At 55.9% G+C, this 17703-nt stretch carries 14 protein-coding genes; 3 read left to right on the top strand and 11 right to left on the bottom strand.

Annotated elements, in window-relative coordinates; genetic code table 11:
- Positions 1-310: 310 nt before the first annotated feature.
- Positions 311-1390, top strand: a complete 1080-nt coding sequence (locus K2184_RS12360) for a porin (RefSeq protein ID WP_004100735.1) — start codon at positions 311-313, stop codon at positions 1388-1390.
- Between the two features lie 187 nt (positions 1391-1577).
- The gene (locus K2184_RS12355; RefSeq protein WP_004100734.1) at positions 1578-2768 is read left to right on the top strand and encodes an amino acid aminotransferase; all 1191 of its coding nucleotides are present in this window, start codon (positions 1578-1580) and stop codon (positions 2766-2768) included.
- Between the two features lie 66 nt (positions 2769-2834).
- Here K2184_RS12355 and K2184_RS12350 read toward each other — a convergent pair whose 3' ends face one another.
- The 7 genes from K2184_RS12350 to cmoM form a co-directional block, all read right to left on the bottom strand.
- Positions 2835-3482, bottom strand: a complete 648-nt coding sequence (locus K2184_RS12350; RefSeq protein WP_004100733.1) for an MBL fold metallo-hydrolase — start codon at positions 3480-3482, stop codon at positions 2835-2837.
- A 13-nt stretch (positions 3483-3495) separates the two neighbouring features.
- The gene (locus tag K2184_RS12345; RefSeq protein WP_004100731.1) at positions 3496-4047 is read right to left on the bottom strand and encodes a YcbK family protein; all 552 of its coding nucleotides are present in this window, start codon (positions 4045-4047) and stop codon (positions 3496-3498) included.
- 301 nt (positions 4048-4348) lie between these two features.
- The gene (gene ldtD, locus K2184_RS12340; RefSeq protein WP_163525124.1) at positions 4349-6142 is read right to left on the bottom strand and encodes a L,D-transpeptidase; all 1794 of its coding nucleotides are present in this window, start codon (positions 6140-6142) and stop codon (positions 4349-4351) included.
- Between the two features lie 183 nt (positions 6143-6325).
- The gene (gene mukB, locus K2184_RS12335; RefSeq protein WP_163525126.1) at positions 6326-10774 is read right to left on the bottom strand and encodes a chromosome partition protein MukB; all 4449 of its coding nucleotides are present in this window, start codon (positions 10772-10774) and stop codon (positions 6326-6328) included.
- The gene (gene mukE, locus K2184_RS12330; RefSeq protein ID WP_004100725.1) at positions 10774-11478 is read right to left on the bottom strand and encodes a chromosome partition protein MukE; all 705 of its coding nucleotides are present in this window, start codon (positions 11476-11478) and stop codon (positions 10774-10776) included. The genes mukB and mukE overlap by 1 nt, the downstream gene beginning before the upstream one ends.
- A complete protein-coding gene (mukF, locus tag K2184_RS12325; protein ID WP_049127791.1) occupies positions 11459-12781 on the bottom strand; it encodes a chromosome partition protein MukF in 1323 nt (440 codons plus the stop codon). The genes mukE and mukF overlap by 20 nt, the downstream gene beginning before the upstream one ends.
- Before the next feature lie 3 nt (positions 12782-12784).
- Positions 12785-13564: a tRNA uridine 5-oxyacetic acid(34) methyltransferase CmoM gene (cmoM, locus tag K2184_RS12320; RefSeq protein WP_004100721.1), complete on the bottom strand. Its 780-nt coding sequence runs from the start codon at positions 13562-13564 to the stop codon at positions 12785-12787.
- Positions 13565-13685: 121 nt separating this feature from the next.
- Here cmoM and elyC point away from each other — a divergent pair, with 121 nt between their 5' ends.
- Positions 13686-14465 carry an envelope biogenesis factor ElyC gene (elyC, locus tag K2184_RS12315; RefSeq protein WP_134882549.1) on the top strand — a complete coding sequence of 260 codons (780 nt, stop codon included), beginning with the start codon at positions 13686-13688 and terminating at the stop codon, positions 14463-14465.
- Here elyC and K2184_RS12310 read toward each other — a convergent pair.
- The 4 genes from K2184_RS12310 to K2184_RS12295 form a co-directional block, all read right to left on the bottom strand.
- Positions 14442-15335, bottom strand: a complete 894-nt coding sequence (locus tag K2184_RS12310) for a YcbJ family phosphotransferase (RefSeq protein ID WP_163525128.1) — start codon at positions 15333-15335, stop codon at positions 14442-14444. The genes elyC and K2184_RS12310 overlap by 24 nt on opposite strands.
- Before the next feature lie 143 nt (positions 15336-15478).
- Positions 15479-16225: a 3-deoxy-manno-octulosonate cytidylyltransferase gene (kdsB, locus tag K2184_RS12305; protein WP_004100715.1), complete on the bottom strand. Its 747-nt coding sequence runs from the start codon at positions 16223-16225 to the stop codon at positions 15479-15481.
- Positions 16222-16404: a protein YcaR gene (gene ycaR / locus K2184_RS12300; RefSeq protein WP_004100713.1), complete on the bottom strand. Its 183-nt coding sequence runs from the start codon at positions 16402-16404 to the stop codon at positions 16222-16224. Before ycaR ends, kdsB begins: the two co-directional genes overlap by 4 nt.
- A 52-nt stretch (positions 16405-16456) precedes the next feature.
- Entirely contained in the window at positions 16457-17686 is a 1230-nt protein-coding gene (locus K2184_RS12295) for a winged helix-turn-helix domain-containing protein (protein WP_016808061.1), read from the bottom strand.
- Between the last annotated feature and the right edge of the window lie 17 nt (positions 17687-17703).

Below are 17703 nucleotides of genomic sequence, written 5' to 3'. Positions count from 1 at the left end.
CTGTTATCTAAATTAATCATAATTAATTCATATAGATATATAAAGAGAGCTGATTTTGTCAGCGAACAGGGACGGAATGTTGATAGAGTTCACAAAGTTCCCAAAAATACACATTTAGTTACATAGAATTTCCTTTTGTTACTCATATGAGATATTGGTAGCATTTTCAGGCTAGCGAAACGTTGTTCTGAATGGAAAGATGCCTCCAGACACCAAACTATCATCAATAGTTCCGTAAATTTTTATTGACGAAACGTATTGGCGGCAGTGGCAAGTGTTCATAAAAAAATATAAATGAGGGTAATAAATAATGATGAAGCGCAAAATTCTGGCAGCGGTAATTCCTGCCCTGCTGGTAGCCGGTGCAGCTAACGCTGCAGAAATCTATAACAAAAACGGCAACAAACTCGACTTTTACGGAAAAATGGTTGGCGAGCACGTCTGGACCACTAACGGTGACACCAGCAGCGACGACACCACCTACGCCCGTATCGGCCTGAAAGGCGAAACCCAGATCAACGATCAGCTGACCGGTTACGGCCAGTGGGAATACAACATGGATGCGTCCAACGTTGAAGGCTCCCAGACCACGAAAACCCGTCTGGCTTTCGCTGGCTTAAAAGCCGGTGAATACGGTTCATTCGACTACGGTCGTAACTACGGCGCCATCTACGACGTTGAAGCGGCGACCGATATGCTGGTTGAATGGGGCGGCGACGGCTGGACCAACACCGACAACTTCATGACCGCGCGTACCAACGGCGTTGCGACCTACCGTAACTCTGATTTCTTCGGTCTGGTTGATGGCCTGAGCTTTGCGCTGCAGTACCAGGGTAAAAACAAAGAACGCGCTGTGAAGAAACAAAACGGCGACGGCTTCAGCACCGCGGCTACCTACGCGTTTGACAACGGTGTAGCGCTGTCCGCTGGTTATGCTAACTCCAGCCGCAGCGGCGACCAGAAAGCAGACCGTCAGGGCGAAAAAGCTGAAGCATGGGCAACCTCCGCTAAGTATGATGCGAACAACATCTACGCTGCAGTCATGTACTCTCAGACCTACAACATGACTCCGGAAAACGAAGGCAACTATTTCGCTAACAAAACTCAGAACTTTGAAGCCGTTGTTCAGTATCAGTTCGACTTCGGCCTGCGTCCGTCCATCGGCTACGTACAGACTAAAGGTAAAGACCTGCGCTCCCGCGCTGGCTTCTCCGGCGGCGATGCTGACCTGGTTAAATACGTCGAAGTGGGTACCTGGTACTACTTCAACAAAAACATGAACGTCTACGCTGCGTATAAATTCAACCAGCTGGACGACAACGACTACACCCGTGCTGCGAAAGTCGCGACCGACGATCAGGCAGCGGTTGGTATCGTTTACCAGTTCTAATTTGCAGTACACCCCTTCGTGATATGCCTAAAAAGCAGGACTTCGGTCCTGCTTTTCTGCGTTCCTGAGAGGAAGATCGTAACTTTTAAAAACCTTCTCGCTTTTTGTCGCAAACGGTTGGCAATTAACATAACTCCCGTTAACCTGATAGCGGATTTCCCTTCAGTAATCACAATGGAACCTCGTCATGTTTGAGAACATTACCGCCGCCCCTGCCGACCCAATTCTGGGCCTGGCCGATCTGTTTCGTGCCGATGACCGCCCAACAAAAATTAATCTTGGAATTGGTGTTTATAAAGATGAAACGGGTAAAACACCGGTCCTGACTAGCGTGAAGAAAGCAGAACAGTATCTGCTGGAAAATGAAACCACCAAAAATTACCTGGGTATTGATGGTATTCCAGAGTTTGGTCGCTGCACTCAGGAGCTGCTGTTTGGGAAAGGCAGCGCGATTATCAATGATAAACGCGCTCGTACTGCCCAGACTCCCGGTGGTACAGGCGGCCTGCGCGTCGCCGCTGATTTTCTGGCGAAGAATACCGACGTTAAACGTATTTGGGTGAGCAACCCAAGCTGGCCGAACCATAAAAGCGTGTTCAATTCAGCCGGACTCGACGTTCGCGAATATACCTACTACGATGCCGCAAACCACAAACTCGACTTCGATGGACTGCTGGCCAGCCTGAACGAAGCGCAGGCCGGTGACGTGGTTCTGTTCCACGGCTGCTGCCACAACCCAACCGGTATCGATCCAACGCTGGAACAGTGGCAACAGCTGGCGCAGCTCTCCGTAGAGAAAGGCTGGCTGCCGCTGTTTGACTTTGCCTACCAGGGCTTTGCCCGTGGCCTGGAAGAGGACGCTGAAGGCCTGCGCGCTTTCGCCGCGCTGCATAAAGAGCTGCTGGTAGCCAGCTCCTACTCGAAAAACTTCGGCCTGTATAACGAACGCGTAGGTGCCTGCACGCTGGTTGCCGCTGACCAGGAAACGGTAGACCGCGCCTTCAGCCAGATGAAGTCCGTTATCCGCGCAAACTACTCTAACCCGCCAGCTCACGGCGCCTCGGTAGTGGCGACCATTCTCAGCAATGACGCACTGCGCGCCATCTGGGAACAAGAGTTAACCGACATGCGCCAACGCATCCAGCGCATGCGTCTGCTGTTCGTTAATACCCTGCAGGAAAAAGGCGCCAGCCGCGATTTCTCTTTCATCATTCAGCAAAACGGGATGTTCTCGTTTAGCGGCCTGACCAAAGAGCAGGTCCTGCGGTTACGCGAAGAGTTTGCGATTTACGCCGTGGCATCCGGGCGTATTAACGTCGCGGGCATGACGCCAGACAATATGGCGCCGCTATGCGAAGCGATTGTTGCCGTACTGTAAGCCCGCTCTGTAGCAAAAGCAAAAGGCCGCATTCGCGGCCTTTTCATCTATTTTCTTCCGGCAAATTTACCAGACAGGCATCTCATCCTGCAGGAATGGGTTATGCAGACGCTCATACCCAAGCGTCGACATAGGGCCATGGCCAGGAATAAACGATACGTCATCGCCCAACGGCAAGAGTTTGCGTTTAATCGCATCGATCAGCTGGCTATGGTCGCCACGAGGGAAATCGCTACGCCCCACCCCACCTTTGAATATGACATCGCCAGAAATCAGCAGTCGGGAAGCGGCATCGAAGAAGACCACGTGCCCTGGAGTATGACCGGGACAGTGCAACACCTGCAGAGAGACGTTCCCCACGCTGACTACATCGCCTTCGTTCAACCAGCGATCCGGCTGAAGCGGCTGGCAATCTTCCAGACCAAACATCCGGCTCTGCGCCGGTAATCCTTCCAGCCAGAACTCATCTTCTTTTTCCGGCCCGATAATCGGCACGCCATAATGTTGCGCCAGCTCCGCCGCCGCACCAACGTGATCGAGATGGCCATGCGTCAGCAGAATTTGCATCAGGCTGACGCCTGCCGCGGTGACTTCCTGTTTGATTCGCTCAGCATCACCGCCGGGATCCACCAGCGCCGCCAGCCTGGTTTGTTCGCACCAGATTAAAGAACAGTTCTGCGCGAACGCGGTAACCGGAATAATACGATAGTTCATGACGCTCCTTTCGTTACCAGTGCCGTACCGGCCCGGTATCAATATGCACAAAGTTGCTACGTGGGTAGTATCCTACACCACCTGAACGCATAGATAACGCGGCTTTGCGAACATTGCTTAACGAAATGCCTTCAATATGGAAATCCATGGCCTGGCCTTTGGTGTGGTAGCTGTGTTTCGCTACTCCCCGGCTGCGCGCGCGAAGCTCATTATTGGTATCAACAGAGCGATAACCGGAAATAAGCTGGACAGGCTTGTTCGTACCAAGTAATCCCTGCAGACGATAGAGTTGATCGAACAAACCGGGATCGATGGACTTAATCTTATTCGCGCGATAGTCGCGGAAAAAATGATTAAGTCTTGCTAATTCATCCTGAATATAGCCTCTGCCATCGAAAAACTCCGCCTTGAGTGATTCACCAGTATGCAGGTTGTTCAGCGTCAAAATACGCGGTCGTGGGGTCGAGAGGGTGGCAAATGCCGGCGCAGGCAGAATGGCAGCAGCACCGAGCGCGGCTCCACCTAACGCCAGCAGTTTGCGGCGATTAGCGTCAAATTTGTCCATGATAATCAGGTCTACAGGTAAATGAATCGTAATATACTTTTCCCGCAATCCGCCCGTTAGCCGCCAGCATACGCTCGTTCTCCGGCGGCTAATCAATATCAGCGACGAAGACCTGGCTTGCTCACCACCATTACGCTTTTGCAGGATTATATGTATATGCACTTCTGGCGCACGAAAGGCACCTTACCGGGCATTATTGCCAACGTCAAGGCAGCCTCCCCCCAGTAAACTCGGGCCTTGCAGACTGCAAGACCCGTTTTCACACACAGATAGGACAACCGAATCCGTTGAACTACTTCATTTATCTGATTAATTGTTCAGCTTTAGGCAGGATTTGTGCGCTGGATCGCGCGGTGAGATCGTAATTGTAAATATCTGTTCGATATTGTGTACGTCCATCAGCCCCGACAAAGGCGGTCAAATAATAGAGATTAACCGGGATATTCTGACGAATATTCACATAGCGGGTATTTCCCTGCTTGAGGGCATCCGAAATACGCGCGTCGTTCCAGCCCGCGTCCTGCAACAGCATATTCGCCAGCTCTGAAGCTTTATTCACCCGCACACATCCAGAGCTCAGCGCTCGCCCATCCCGTTGGAACAGAGTGTGATTTGGCGTGTCGTGCAAATATATGGCATCTGAGCTTGGCATATTAAATTTATAGCGCCCCAGCGAATTACGCGCGCCGGGAGCCTGCTGGAAGCGGAACGGCAGATTCGATGCGGTTATCGTCTCCCAGTCCACCTGATAAGGATCGATGGCCTCTTTGCTGTTCCAGCCGCGCATCATCGTATAGCCGTGTTGTTCAAGATAGCCGGGGTTATTGCGCACCTTCGGCAGGATATCTTTGCGCGCCAGCGTCGGCGGCACGTTCCACGGCGGGTTGACCACCACATTGTTTAGGGCACTGCTCATCATCGGCGTTTTGCGGTCCGGGCGGCCAACGATAACTCGTGATGCCAGCACCTCGCTGCCATCCTGGTAATAAACCAGCGAAAAGGCTGGAATATTCACCATAATACCGGTCGCAAGATTACCCGGCAGCAGACGCAAACGCTGGATATTTAAGGCCAGCACGCCGGCGCGCTGCGCGGGAGAGACGTTGAGCCAGTCGCGGGTCGCCTGACCGATCACGCCATCAGCGCCCAGCCCCTGCCACGCCTGAAAGCGCTTAACGCCTTCAACCAACTGGCGATCGTAAACGCCGCGGCCGCTGTTTTTAGCCTTTTTCCCGGCGGATGGGCTCACCACGTCATCGCCCGGCAGGGCAATTTTCGCCGAGTCATCGAGCATACCGGTGCGCTGTAAAATTTCCCTGAGCGCACCGGCATCATTGCTCCACTCCCCGGGACGTAGCGAGGTCTTACCGGTGAGCTGCGGCCACGGACGCGAATCGGCAACCTGCGCCAGTAGCGCCTGATGCATTGCGGCATACTGCGGATGCTGCGGCGCCAGGCCCGCAATGAACTGCGGCAGCGAACCGCTATCCAGCGCCACCTGCCACTGATTAACCACCGATAGCGGCGGTGTCGACATGGCATACGGTTTGGTGCCATACAGCCAGCGGTTGCCCTGAGTGGGAATACCACTAATAAAATGCAGATAGCCCATCATGGCGTCAGACAAAACAATATCCCGCGCCAGACCGTTCACCGCCGGGTCGGTTAACAGCTCAACCCAGGTGGTGAACTGCGGCTGAAAACCGGCAATAGCGACTTCAGCCAGCTGCTGCTGAAACGCCTGCACCGCCTCACGGTTATCCCACATCGGCTTCATATCCCTGGCCGCATACAGCGAGACCAGCGGATTCATAAAGACGGGTTGATAACCGGACGGCAGTACCGCCTGAATATCGGCACGGCTTTTCGCCGCCGCATCGGCAGGTAGCGCCTGCTCGCCAGCCATTTTGGCAACCGCCGCAGACTGGTTTGCGCTTTGGCTGAGTGCGGAAGAGAGCTCGCTGATGGTGGCTGAGCTATCCGATGGTACAATTTCAGGCTCTTCGGCCTGGACATTGAACAGTGGAGCGAATGCAAAAGCCAGGCCCAGACTGAGCGCTGACAATTGACGACCATACCGTTTCTTAAGCAACATCCCTTGCCCCCTGTTAACACATTGCTGCCCGCTAAAATGGGGCTTACTTTCAGTATATGAAGACGAAAACGCTTTTACCTTCCCAAATGTAAAGAAGTTAAAAGATTATACAATCCTAAAATACAGGTACGGATAACAAAAAGGGCGACATCATGTCGCCCTTTGGCTACTTATTGTACAACCTTATGAAGCATTAGCCGTTCCCGGCAGCGTTTCAGGCAGCTGCGGCGCGAAGCCACGCAGACCTACTACATGCACATGCTCGTGATTGTTCACCACTTTACGCACCAGTTTGTAGGTGGTGCCTTTTTCCGGGCTGATATTTTCCGGCGCTGCGATAATCAGCTGCATCTCCAGTCGATCGCACAGTTCGAACAGCGTGGCGATAGAACGGGCATCCAGACGCGCGGCTTCATCGAGGAACAGCAGGCGGCACGGCGAAATATCCTTGCCGCGCAGGCGCATGGATTCATCTTCCCAGCTCTGCACCACCATAACCAGAATCGACATCCCGGTACCGATAGCCTCACCGGTCGATAGCGCACCGGATTCAGCGCGCAGCCAGCCGTCGGAACCGCGGTTAACTTCCACTTCCATCTCCAGATAGTTGCGGTAGTCCAGCAGCTCTTCACCAATGGTCTGCGGCGTACGCTGCCCCATATCAATTTGCGGATTCAGGCGCTGATACAGCTTCGCCAGCGCTTCCGAGAAGGTCAGACGATTGCTGTTGAACAAATCCTGATGCTGTTCATGCTGCTCGGACAGCACGTCCAGCAGCATCGAGTGGGTTTCCCGTACGTTGACGTTCAGCCGCACGCTGTTGACCTGGCCGAAGGAGACGCTCTGCAGCCCCTGGTTGAGCATGCGAATACGGTTCTGCTCGCGCTGGATTGTCTTGCGGATGATGTTGGCCACGCTGCGAGAGCTGATGGCCAGCTTCTGCTCGCGGTTGGTCAGCTCTTCCGTCAGTCGACTGAGTTCAATCTCCATCTGCTCAATCGCTTCCACCGGATCGTCGGTACGGATAATATCCTGGCGGATACGTTCGCGCAGATGCTGATAAACGGCGACAAAGAACTGGATTTTGCGTTCCGGGCGTTTCGGATCCTCCGAAATACGCAGCACATCGCGCAGGTGTTCGTTATCAGAGACCGCCAGACGCAGCGCCCCGAGCGCTTTATCCGACATTGAGCGCAGCTCATCAGCCGAAAGGTAGGCCAGCTCGCGGCGATGCAGACGACGCTCCACGCCGCTGTCTTTCACCAGGCGCATGACCGCGCACCAGCCGGCTTTGGCGCTGACCACCTGTTCGCGCATTTCGCAGTAATCACGCTCCAGCTTGCGCAGCCTGCGGGTCAGGTTATCCATTTCCGCTTCGCAGAAGGTCAAGGCTTTTTCAAGCTGGTTACGCCGCGCGCGGTTGTTGCTGAGCTGAGCATGAAGCTCATCGCGACGCAAACGGGCGCGCTCTTCGGCGCCGGCGTCGGCGCGTACGCCAATATCCTGAAGCTCTTTATGCAGATCGTTGAGCAGCTCTTTTTTGGTGTCGTAGGAGCTTTTCAGCGATGCCAGCACCTGGTTGTACTGATTGAGCTGCGCGGCGTGGGTACGCAGCGCTTCGCGGGTGCGGGCGCGCTCCGCTTCCGCCTGCTCCAGGCGCTGGCGCAGCTTCTCGTTCAGATCGCTATTACCGCTGAGCATCTCTGCGGAGTCAGAGTAGCTAAAGTGGGCGCGGCGCTGCACGACTTCGGTCAGCGCAAACGCCTGCTGACGCGCATCGCGCTGAGTCTGCTGCGAGTACGCGTAATCTTCTTTTAGCTGTTCAAACTGCTCCGGATCGCTCTGCAGAACGGAAACGATCGGTTCCAGCTTAGCCAGCTGGTTACCATACTGCTGCACAAAGCGCGCGGCCTCCTGCGCTTCGTCGAGCTGCTCCTGGATTTCATCGACGCGATCGGCCAGCGAGTCGTCGGCCAGCAGATTCAGACGTGGCAACAAGCGGTTGAGCGCGGATACACCCTCTTTCGCCTGCTCATACTGCACCCGGTTCTGCTGGTTATCGCTCTCATGGGCGGTCAGCGCCCGCTCCAGCTCGCCGCGACGAGTATTCAGTTTACGGATTTCTTCTTCCGGGTCGTCCTCAAAGGCCACCGCCAGATGGTTACCGATAAAGCGGCTGAACGCCTGATGGAGGCGCTGGGTTTTCTGCACATCAAACGACAGGGTCGCAAAACGCTCGGAGAGGCTTTCACGCTCGGCGTGCAGCGTTTCAACGCGGCTTTCACGCGCGGCGCGGCCAAACAGCGGCAGCGTCGGGAAGCGTGAATAGCGCCACTGACGATCGGCAATCTTAACGACAACGGCTTTTTCCAGCTCATCGACGCTAAATACGCTGTCATCAAACGACTGCGGATCGCCCTCGATCAGGTAGAGATCTTCGGGGCAATCTTCAAGGCCTTCCAGCTGCTCGGCAATCAGCGACAGATCCGGTACCACAATAGCGTGGCGGGAAGGGCCGTACAGCGCCGAGTAATACGGCGCATCATCGAGGCTAACGTCATCATAGATTTCCGACAGCAGTACGCCGCCAAAGCGTTCCGCCAGCGCGTTCAGGCGCTGATCTTCTGAACCACCCGGCTGGCTAAGGCGCTCGATTTCATCATCGATTGCGCGCTTGCGGGCGCCAACTTCGTCGCGCTCTACGATAGCTTCGCGTTCACGCTCCAGCAGTTGCTGGAGATATTCGGTGACTTCCTGGCTCGACTCAAACTGCTCGCCGCTCTGTTCGCACAGCTGATTGAGGCTGTTCTGCGCCGCCAGCCAGATGGGCGCGCGGCGCATCAGCGTTTGCGTCCGCGTCTGCAGCTGTTCCAGCTCCTGACGCAGGGTCATCCGCCGTTCGCTGGCGGAGGAAACGCTGTCGGAAAGCGAGGCTATGCGGGCTTCCAGCTCCTGATGCAGAGCTTCCAGTTCGTCGATATCGTAACGTTTGCCCTGACGCTTACAGAATTCGTTCAGCTGGCGTTCAGCATCCTGCTGTTCACGCAGACGCAGTTCAAGTTCCGTCAGGCGACTGCGCAACCCGTGCGCCTGCTCTGCCTGGTGGCGTTGATTAACGCCTTCGCGCAACAGCTCGCGCGCCACGTCCCAGGCTTCATTACGCGCCAGCGGACCGTTGATCTCCACCACCAGCTGGTATGTCTGTTCAAACTGGCTATGCGCAGTTTGCGCCACGCTCATTTTCTGTTCCAGCGACAGCATTTTCTCCGTCGCTTCCTGCTCTTTCGCCTGGAAAGTTTCCAGCCACTCGTCGGCGCTCTCCGGGGTTAAATCCGGCAGATGGCAAAGCGCTTTTGCTCTTTCCAGCGCCTGCAGCGCCTGGTTGTACTGAATCGCACGGGTCTGCTGCACGTCCAGCGCCTGCTGGTAGTCGGCAAGCTGGTTTTTCAGCTCATCCACTTCCAGCTCGGCGGCTTCGGCGCGGGCTTCGTTCTCTTCCTGCTGGTCAACCGCTTCCGCAACGACTTCATTTTGCTCTTCGAGGCGAATCTGCAGTTCATCAAGATCCGCCTCATAGCGCTCGATTTTTTCCTGCTGGCGCAGAGCGGTCTGCACCAGGTTCAGATGGTCGCTGGCGGCCTGATAATCGGCTTCCAGATCGCCTTCCGCGCCGTTATGTTCCTGCAGCTCGCGGGCCATATCGACGTGCTTATACTGTTCAGCCGCGAGCTGAGCGCGGGAGGTGAACAGATCGCGGCGATACTCCAGCGCTTTGTCGAGATGAATGCGTCGCTCGTTCGCGTGGCGCATATAGTCGGCGGCAACGTAGTTGGTGGCTTCGCTGATCAGATGTTTGAACAGGTCGCGATCCGACTGCGTTACGCGGATCGCTTCCAGGGTCATGCGGTTTTCACGCAGCGCCGCTTCCATATCCTGGAATGCTTTACGCACGCCGCTGTTTTCCGGCAGCAGGTAGTCGCGCAGCGAGCGGGTAATGGTGCTTGAAATGCCGCCGTACAGCGACGCTTCGATCAGGCGATAGTACTTGCTACGGTCGGAAGCTGAACGCAGGCGGCGAGCCACCACGCCCAGATCGAACATCAGCGAGTGATACTCGGTAATAGAGTTAAACTGCTTGAACTGTACCCCTTCCATCGCTTCGAGCTTATCTTTCAGCTCGTTGAGCGTCACCACGCGCGCCTGGCGCTCGTTAAGGGTTTCGGTCAGCAGCTGAGTCGGCTGGATGGAGGTAGGCAACCCCTGAATCGCAAAAGGCTTGATATCAACTTTACGATCGCGACCGGCGACCTGCTGTAGGCGAACGCCAACCACCACGCGCTGGTGGCGAGAGTTAATGACGTCCAGCACCGAGTAACAGACGCCTGCGCGCAGCTTACCGTGAAGCCCTTTATCTCGCGAGCCGCTGGTGGCCCCGGCTTCCGTAGTATTACGGAAATGCAGCAGCGTCAGGTCGGGGATCAGCGCGGTGACGAAGGCCGCCATGGTCGTGGATTTACCGGCGCCGTTACCGCCGGAAAGCGTGGTCACTAATTCATCAAGATCAAAGGTGCGGGCAAAAAAGCCGTTCCAGTTAACCAGCGTCAGCGAGCGAAATTTACCGCGTTCAATCATTACTCTTCCTCCCCGCTATCCGGCTGATTCTCTTCATTCTCATCATTAAGCTGCAGACGATTTTCCAGCGCCATGGCTTCACCGTCACGGATCATACGCAGCTGCGCTTCGCGCGGGTCGTCACCGGCGCGCACGTCGGCGCCGAAGCGAAACACCGATTCGGTGATGCGGAATTTGCTGCTGTCGTGGCCCATAAACCACACCATGCCGAGGCGGCGCAGCCGGTTGAGCGAAGCGCGCATTTTTTCCTGCAGCTTCTGGCGGTCAAGGTCGGAGCCGGTCGAACGGTTATTGACCAGCTTCAGCAGCTTGGCTTCGTCCGCCAGGGTCAGCAGCTCGTCGTAAAGCTCCTGCTGGGTGAAGATGCCTTCATTCGCCAGGCGCTCCGGACTGAGGTAGAGATAGCAAAGAATTTTGCCCACCATCATATCCAGCTCGGAGAGCACCGAGCGCGGGATCAGCGTGGTCGAGCGCGGGCGTAGATAGAAAAACCCCTCCGGCGCGCGAATCAGCTCGACGTTGTAGCGAGCATAAAACTCTTCCAGGTAATCCTGAAAATCCATTAAAAATGCGTGATTATCCAGCTCGTCAAGGCCGATATGACGGCCCGCGCGCAGGGCGCTATCCAGCGCCGGAAATAACGGATTAGCCAACGCTTGCGCCAGTTTAACCGGCATCACTTGTTCAATATTTGTCGATGACATGCGCCTGTACCTTGGCTCCGTAATCATTAATCGGCTGCCATTTTGCCGGCAGTCCGGTGAAATCTGCTTGCGCTACGCCCAAACGTACCGCCTGGTCGACAACAATGCGCGCGACATCAAAGTGGCGAGCGCGCGGATACTGCGAAAGATATTCGCGTACCACCAGACCAAGATCCAGCGGCAGTCCCTTCTCTTTATAGACCGCCAGCTGACCTTCAATCAGCGCTGCCAGCTGTTCGCGAATTTCGTTAAACTCTTCGTACTCCAGATCCGCCGGAAGTTCCCCGGTAACCTCTTCATCATGCAGCGCCATCTCTTCATCGCGCATATCAAGCAGACGATCGGCATTCGCATGGGTGAGCGCCCAGGGAGCGTCGAAGTAAGTCTGGACCGACTGGCGTAAACGCTGCGCGAAGACGCGGTTTTTATCCATATCGATAGCGGTACGGATAAATTTATGCACGTGGCGATCGTAGCCGATCCACAGGTCTATCGCCTGCTGACCCCAGCTGACGATGCGGTCCAGCTTGCTTTGCAGGTCGAACACCAGACGATCGATAAAATTCAGATCGTCGCGCGTCATGGTCGAGTCCTGAATACGCAGCAGGTTTGCCTGCAGCTTATCGCCCGCCGCATCCAGAGTATCCTGCAGCTCGCGCAGGGTGCCGGACGTTTCCGACAGCAGCAGCTCGCAGCTGGAGATCGCCGCCCGCCAGTCTTTATTCAGCAGCTGGGCAATATCATCTTTCACCAGCTGTTGCTGCTCATCCATGATCCGCTGGGTCAGATCGATACTGTCGAAAATTTCCGCAACCGAGTACTTCAGGGGAGCGAAAACGTTACGATGCCAGTGGAACTCATCGCCGCCCTCTTCTGCCGAGTCGGCGGCGCGCTTGAGTTCGCCGGCAACGATGGAGAGCTGCATCGACAGGCGCAGGGTGGAGAACTCGCGCTGACGAATATAGTAATCGGTGATCCCGATGCCCAGCGGCGTCAGGCGATAAATAGCGTTACCCTCGGTGATTTCGCTGGTAAAGCGGTTCAGCAGACGCTGGCGCACCATATCGTTAATGGCATTATTGGCGCGCTGGCTGATGGTTTCGCTGGTCTGCTCAAACGCATCACTGACGTGGCGGAACGCGTCCACCAGTTCTCCCTCGGTCATTTCCCCTTCCATCCGCTCGCCGTTCAGCGTGGCAATCGCCAGCAGAAAAGAGAGTCTGTCGACCGGCAGCGAAATAGAAAAATCATTTTTCCTGGCCCAGGCAACCAGTTCGGGGACTGTCTGGGAAAATTCACTCATAGTTTATCCTTGCATCTGCGGCTTAAGCGCGGTGACGTGAATATAACGGCCTAAGCTAATATACGGCTCCTGGCGACAGTAGCGCGTTTCCAGCTCCAGCAGCGCCGCAAATTTGTCGTGCTGTTGGTGTTTTTCACGCAGATAATCATGAAACACCCGCACGCCGGTCTTACCGGTAATCTGCCAGCCAATCTCTTCCAGCCAGCCGTAAACCTGCTGCGGATCGCGCGGATAGTCCGGCGACAGCGTGCGTTTTTTCTTTTTCGGCATGCCGATTTGCACATAGTCCAGATTGCCGGCGACCATATTGTGCATCAACAGGCCGTTAGCATTGTAGAACATCAGCGATAACGCGCCGCCGGGGCGCAGCATCGACCACAGCGTACGCAACATCGCCTGTGGTTCGGCTACCCATTCCAGCACCGCATGAAACAGTATCAGATCGACCGGACTTTCCAAATGCTGCTCAATATCCTGAGCCGCGCATTGTACAAAATGCATGTTGTCGATCACACCTTTATCGGCAGCCGCCTGCCTGGCGCGAGCCACCATTTCACCAGAGAGATCGCATAACGTGACGTGATGGCCCATTTCCGCCACTTTGATCGCCGTTTGCCCTTCGCCGCCGCCCGCGTCAAGAACTCGCAATGGCCCAGGCCCCATCTGGTTCAGCAGCGGTTGTAGATCCTGCCAGAGGATCGCCTGCCGCAGCTGGCCTTTGGTGGTGCCGTATATATTGCGCGAAAACTTTTCAGCAATATCATCGAAATTACGATCCTGCACGGGTGACTCCACAAGCCAACACAAAGCCGCTATTTTGTCATACCCGCGCGGAGAATGAAGCGATCTGTTGTAAGATCCGGGTATATCTTTGGTTATATGGTTAAAAAAGGAACCGTTGGGCATGCTTTTTACGCTGAAAAAGGTTTTAGGCGGCATGATGCTGCCGCTTCCCCTGCTGCTGTTGCTTATGGCGGTCGGCATCGCCTTGCTGTGGTTTAGCCGTTTCCAGCGCACCGGCAAGCTCTGCGTCAGCTTCGGCTGGCTGCTGTTGCTGCTATTAAGCCTGCAACCGGTGGCCGATAGTTTGCTCAAACCGATTGAAGATAAATACCCGACGTGGCGGGGAGAAGAGCGCGTACAGTACGTCGTCGTACTGGGCGGAGGATACACCTGGAATCCAGCCTGGGCGCCCAGTTCAAATCTCATTAATAACAGCCTGCCGCGGCTGACGGAGGGCATCCGCCTGTGGCAGGAAAATCCGGGAGCCAAAATGATCTTTACCGGCGGAAGAGCGAAGACCAACCCGGTAAGTTCTGCGGAAACCAGTGCCCGGGTAGCCGAGACCCTGGGCGTACCGCGCAGCGAAATTATCGTTCTCGATAAACCCAAAGATACCGAAGAGGAAGCCGCCGCGGTGAAAGAGGCGGTTGGCGATGCGCCTTTCCTGCTGGTCACTTCCGCTTCACATCTGCCGCGGGCGATGATTTTCTTTCGCCGCGCCGGGCTGGCGCCCTTGCCTGCCCCGGCCAACCAGCTGGCGATTGAGTCACCGCTCAACCCATGGGAGCGGGCAATCCCCTCGCCGGTCTGGCTAATGCATAGCGATCGGGTTGGTTACGAAACGTTAGGTCGCATCTGGCAGCGACTGAAAGGATCTTCAGGCGAGCCAGGGCAGAATTGATTTAGCCGCCAGATCAAACCGGACGCGGTCAAAGCGTCCGGTATTGACCAGATTATCCACTTCATCCCACAGCAGATACAGCCAGCGCCGCCAGAGAAACGCTTCCGCTACCGGCGCCCGGCGGAGATAGTGCCACAGCAGCTGCTCTTCCTGGCCGCTATCAACCAGACGGAATAGCTCATATTCACGCGGCGCCCAGAGCATCATGCCCGGACCTACCATCGCCAGCAGCTGATCGCTGCGCGGATCTTTAAGCATGCTGCGCAGCGTGAAGCTACCGTGGACCAGCACGCAGTTATCATTGAAATCCTTAAACAAATCCATAAGGCATTCGCGAGTGCGGAACAGAATGCGTTTGTCCTGCATCGTCAGGCCGGTATCCTGATAAAGGTTCAGCGTGCTCCATAGCACCTCTACACGCTGGCGGTACCAGTATGGCCAGAGATTTTCCTGAGTGCTGTCGACCATCCCGACGCAGCCGCCGCTATCCTGACGGTGCCAGGCCAGCAGCGCTTCAACAATCTGCTCCTGTAGCTGTTCCCAACGCTCCGGCGTACGGGCGGGGGCTTCTACCGAAACGCCGCGCAGTCGTTCGATCAGCAGTACATCTGGGCCCGGATGCTCTTCGTGCGTCATTACGCCGTAGACCACCGGCATACGGACAGTACCGCTTCGCGCGAGGGTTGATATCTTCCACGCCAGCTGACGCGCCACGCCCGGCGTCGTAAAGCTGCGCGCCAGCAGCGGAATTGGGTTTCCCTGCGCATCATATAGAGACCACAGCGCCGACGAGGGTTTCTCGCTGACGCACTCCACGCGGCTTAGTTTTTCACCCAGCAGGTGGCTCAGCTCGGTACGCAACTGTTCCATTTCTGATTACCCCTATGAACACTACTGGTTTCATAATGAGCGCCTGTGCCGGGGTTGTCATCGGGTAAGATCAAAATTGACGTAAAAAAGTATGGAAAAACGGCCTGAAGATATCCCCTCCTGGCGGAGGGGATGGAGGGAGATTAACGTAGCTCCGCGCGGACGCGTTCCAGATCTTCCGGCGTATCGACGCCTGTACCGGGAACCACTTCCGCCACCGCGACATGGATTTTCTCGCCGTACCACAGCACGCGTAGCTGCTCGAGCATCTCGATCTGTTCAAGCGGGCTTGGCGCCCAGCTAACATAGCGACGAATAAAACCGGCGCGATAGCCATAGATCCCGATATGACGCAGCAGCGAATCGCCGATAGCCTCGCGGGATTTAGCGAAACGATCGCGATCCCACGGGATGGTGGCGCGAGAAAAATAGAGGGCATAGCCAGCTGCGTCCATGACAACCTTGACCGCATTCGGATTAAACGCCTCTTCCGCATCGTGGATTGGCACCGCTAAGGTTGCCATACCGCTCGTGCTGGCAGCCAGATTCTCGGCTACCTGGCGCACGATGGCGGGCGGGATCATCGGCTCATCGCCCTGGATATTCACAATGATGGTGTCATCGCTGAAAGCGCATTTTTCAACCACCTCGGCCAGGCGCTCGGTGCCAGACTGATGATCTTCACGCGTCATGCAGACTTCACCGCCGGCGGCTTCAACCGCTCGGGCTACGTCTGCATGATCGGTGGCAACGATAATACGCTCGGCCCCGGATTCACGGGCTCGCTCAAGGACGTGGACAATCATCGGCTTGCCGTTGATATCCTGGAGCGGTTTGCCTGGCAGACGAGTAGAAGCGAAGCGCGCGGGGATGATAACCACGAAACTCATGACTGGCTCTCTTCTACAGCAAGCGCGCGGGCTTCGGTTTCCAGCAGTACGGGGATACCTTCACGCAGCGGAAAAGCCAGGCTATCGAGTTTGCAGATCAGTTCTTGCTTATCCTGGCTGTAATAGAGCTTACCGTTACAAACCGGACAGGCGATAATTTCAAGTAAACGGTGATCCATGATTCCTCCAGATGGACCGAATAGATTCTTTAGCAGCATATCATACGCTGACTCAGGCGGCGTCAATTTCCCAACCCTGTTGCCGCCCGGCAAAAAGTTCCGCCGGCAGCTTCCCGCAGCTCACCCGTGTCGCCTCCTGCCAGAGGGCAAAATCATCAATGGCGCGTTTTAGCCCGCTCTCGAGTCCCGAGGTCACCTTGACCCCCTCCTCCAGCCACAGAGCGATAATTTCCAGAACGCCGGTTTTACGATGCATTTTGCTATCCATTCTGCCCACCAGCTTCCCCTGATGCAGCAGCGGTAATACGAAATAGCCATACTGACGTTTCGGCGCGGGCGTATAGCACTCCAGGCGATAGGTGAAGTTAAATAGCTGCTCAGCCCGCTTGCGATCCCACACCACCGGATCGAAAGGCGAGAGCACCGCGCTGTGGCTGGCGGCGAGCCTGCCGCCGGGTGAGGACTCCAGCAGCTTCAGCGCATCACGGTGAAGCCACATTTCCCCCAGGGTTTCAACGTTTACCGGTTTCACCAGCCCCTCATCCTGCCAGCTCGCCAGCAGCGGGGGTAGCGAGGGTCGACGTAGACGATAATAATCCGCCAGCCACTGCGCACGGAAGATCCCGAGGCTGCGTGCGCTATTGCGTAACATAATGGCTTCGGCCTGCTCCTGAGAGAGGCCATCCCGCTCATCCTCCCAGTCCGGCATGACCCGCTGCGTGAGATCGTAAACGCGCTGAAAGTTGCGCCGCTCGATAACCATCAGCTCTCCAGCGGTAAATAAACCTTCAAGATGGCGCTTATGCGGTTTCCACTCCCACCATCCGCTGGCGCCCTTACGCGGATGTTCAAAGTCTGCCGAGCGAACCGGGCCATTTTCAGCAATATGGGCCAGCAGTTCCTGAATGGCCGGAGCGTGCTCGGTCATCCATGCGGTATGGTATTTCCAGCCCATTTTATCCGGCGTCAGCATACGGTGACGCACCAGTGAAAAGTCGCTGCGCGGTAAGAAACAGGCCTCATGCGCCCAGTATTCCATCAGTTCACCGGCGCGAAGCGCCTCATCCAGCCAGCGCTGCGGATAGTGGCCAAGGCGGCTGAAAAGCACCAGATAAGGGCTGCGGGCAACAACGTTGATGGTATCGATTTGCAGCAGGGACATCTGCTTAATGGTTTGCAGAACATCCTCGGGTTTGGCGCGACGGCGGGGCTTTTTCAGCAGCCCCTGCGCGGCCAGGTGAAGATGGCGAGCTTCTTTAAGCGAGAGGGACAATACCGGCATGCAGCTTCTCCGTAAAA

The organism is Klebsiella sp. K5-306 (assembly GCF_051835185.1).
In the GTDB taxonomy this organism is placed as follows: Bacteria; Pseudomonadota; Gammaproteobacteria; order Enterobacterales; family Enterobacteriaceae; genus Klebsiella; species Klebsiella oxytoca.
The sequence above is the reverse complement of the archived record's forward strand: the minus strand, read 5'-3'. Positions and strand labels throughout refer to the sequence as shown.

Bases quoted from the DNA above. Each gene is read 5' to 3' on its own strand.
- K2184_RS12360 (WP_004100735.1), top strand. From the start codon at position 311: ATGATGAAGCGCAAAATTCTGGCAGCGGTAATTCCTGCCCTGCTGGTA.
- K2184_RS12355 (WP_004100734.1), top strand. From the start codon at position 1,578: ATGTTTGAGAACATTACCGCCGCCCCTGCCGACCCAATTCTGGGCCTG.
- K2184_RS12350 (WP_004100733.1), bottom strand. From the start codon at position 3,482: ATGAACTATCGTATTATTCCGGTTACCGCGTTCGCGCAGAACTGTTCT.
- K2184_RS12345 (WP_004100731.1), bottom strand. From the start codon at position 4,047: ATGGACAAATTTGACGCTAATCGCCGCAAACTGCTGGCGTTAGGTGGA.
- ldtD (WP_163525124.1), bottom strand. From the start codon at position 6,142: ATGTTGCTTAAGAAACGGTATGGTCGTCAATTGTCAGCGCTCAGTCTG.
- mukB (WP_163525126.1), bottom strand. From the start codon at position 10,774: ATGATTGAACGCGGTAAATTTCGCTCGCTGACGCTGGTTAACTGGAAC.
- mukE (WP_004100725.1), bottom strand. From the start codon at position 11,478: ATGTCATCGACAAATATTGAACAAGTGATGCCGGTTAAACTGGCGCAA.
- mukF (WP_049127791.1), bottom strand. From the start codon at position 12,781: ATGAGTGAATTTTCCCAGACAGTCCCCGAACTGGTTGCCTGGGCCAGG.
- elyC (WP_134882549.1), top strand. From the start codon at position 13,686: ATGCTTTTTACGCTGAAAAAGGTTTTAGGCGGCATGATGCTGCCGCTT.
- K2184_RS12310 (WP_163525128.1), bottom strand. From the start codon at position 15,335: ATGGAACAGTTGCGTACCGAGCTGAGCCACCTGCTGGGTGAAAAACTA.
- kdsB (WP_004100715.1), bottom strand. From the start codon at position 16,225: ATGAGTTTCGTGGTTATCATCCCCGCGCGCTTCGCTTCTACTCGTCTG.
- ycaR (WP_004100713.1), bottom strand. From the start codon at position 16,404: ATGGATCACCGTTTACTTGAAATTATCGCCTGTCCGGTTTGTAACGGT.
- K2184_RS12295 (WP_016808061.1), bottom strand. From the start codon at position 17,686: ATGCCGGTATTGTCCCTCTCGCTTAAAGAAGCTCGCCATCTTCACCTG.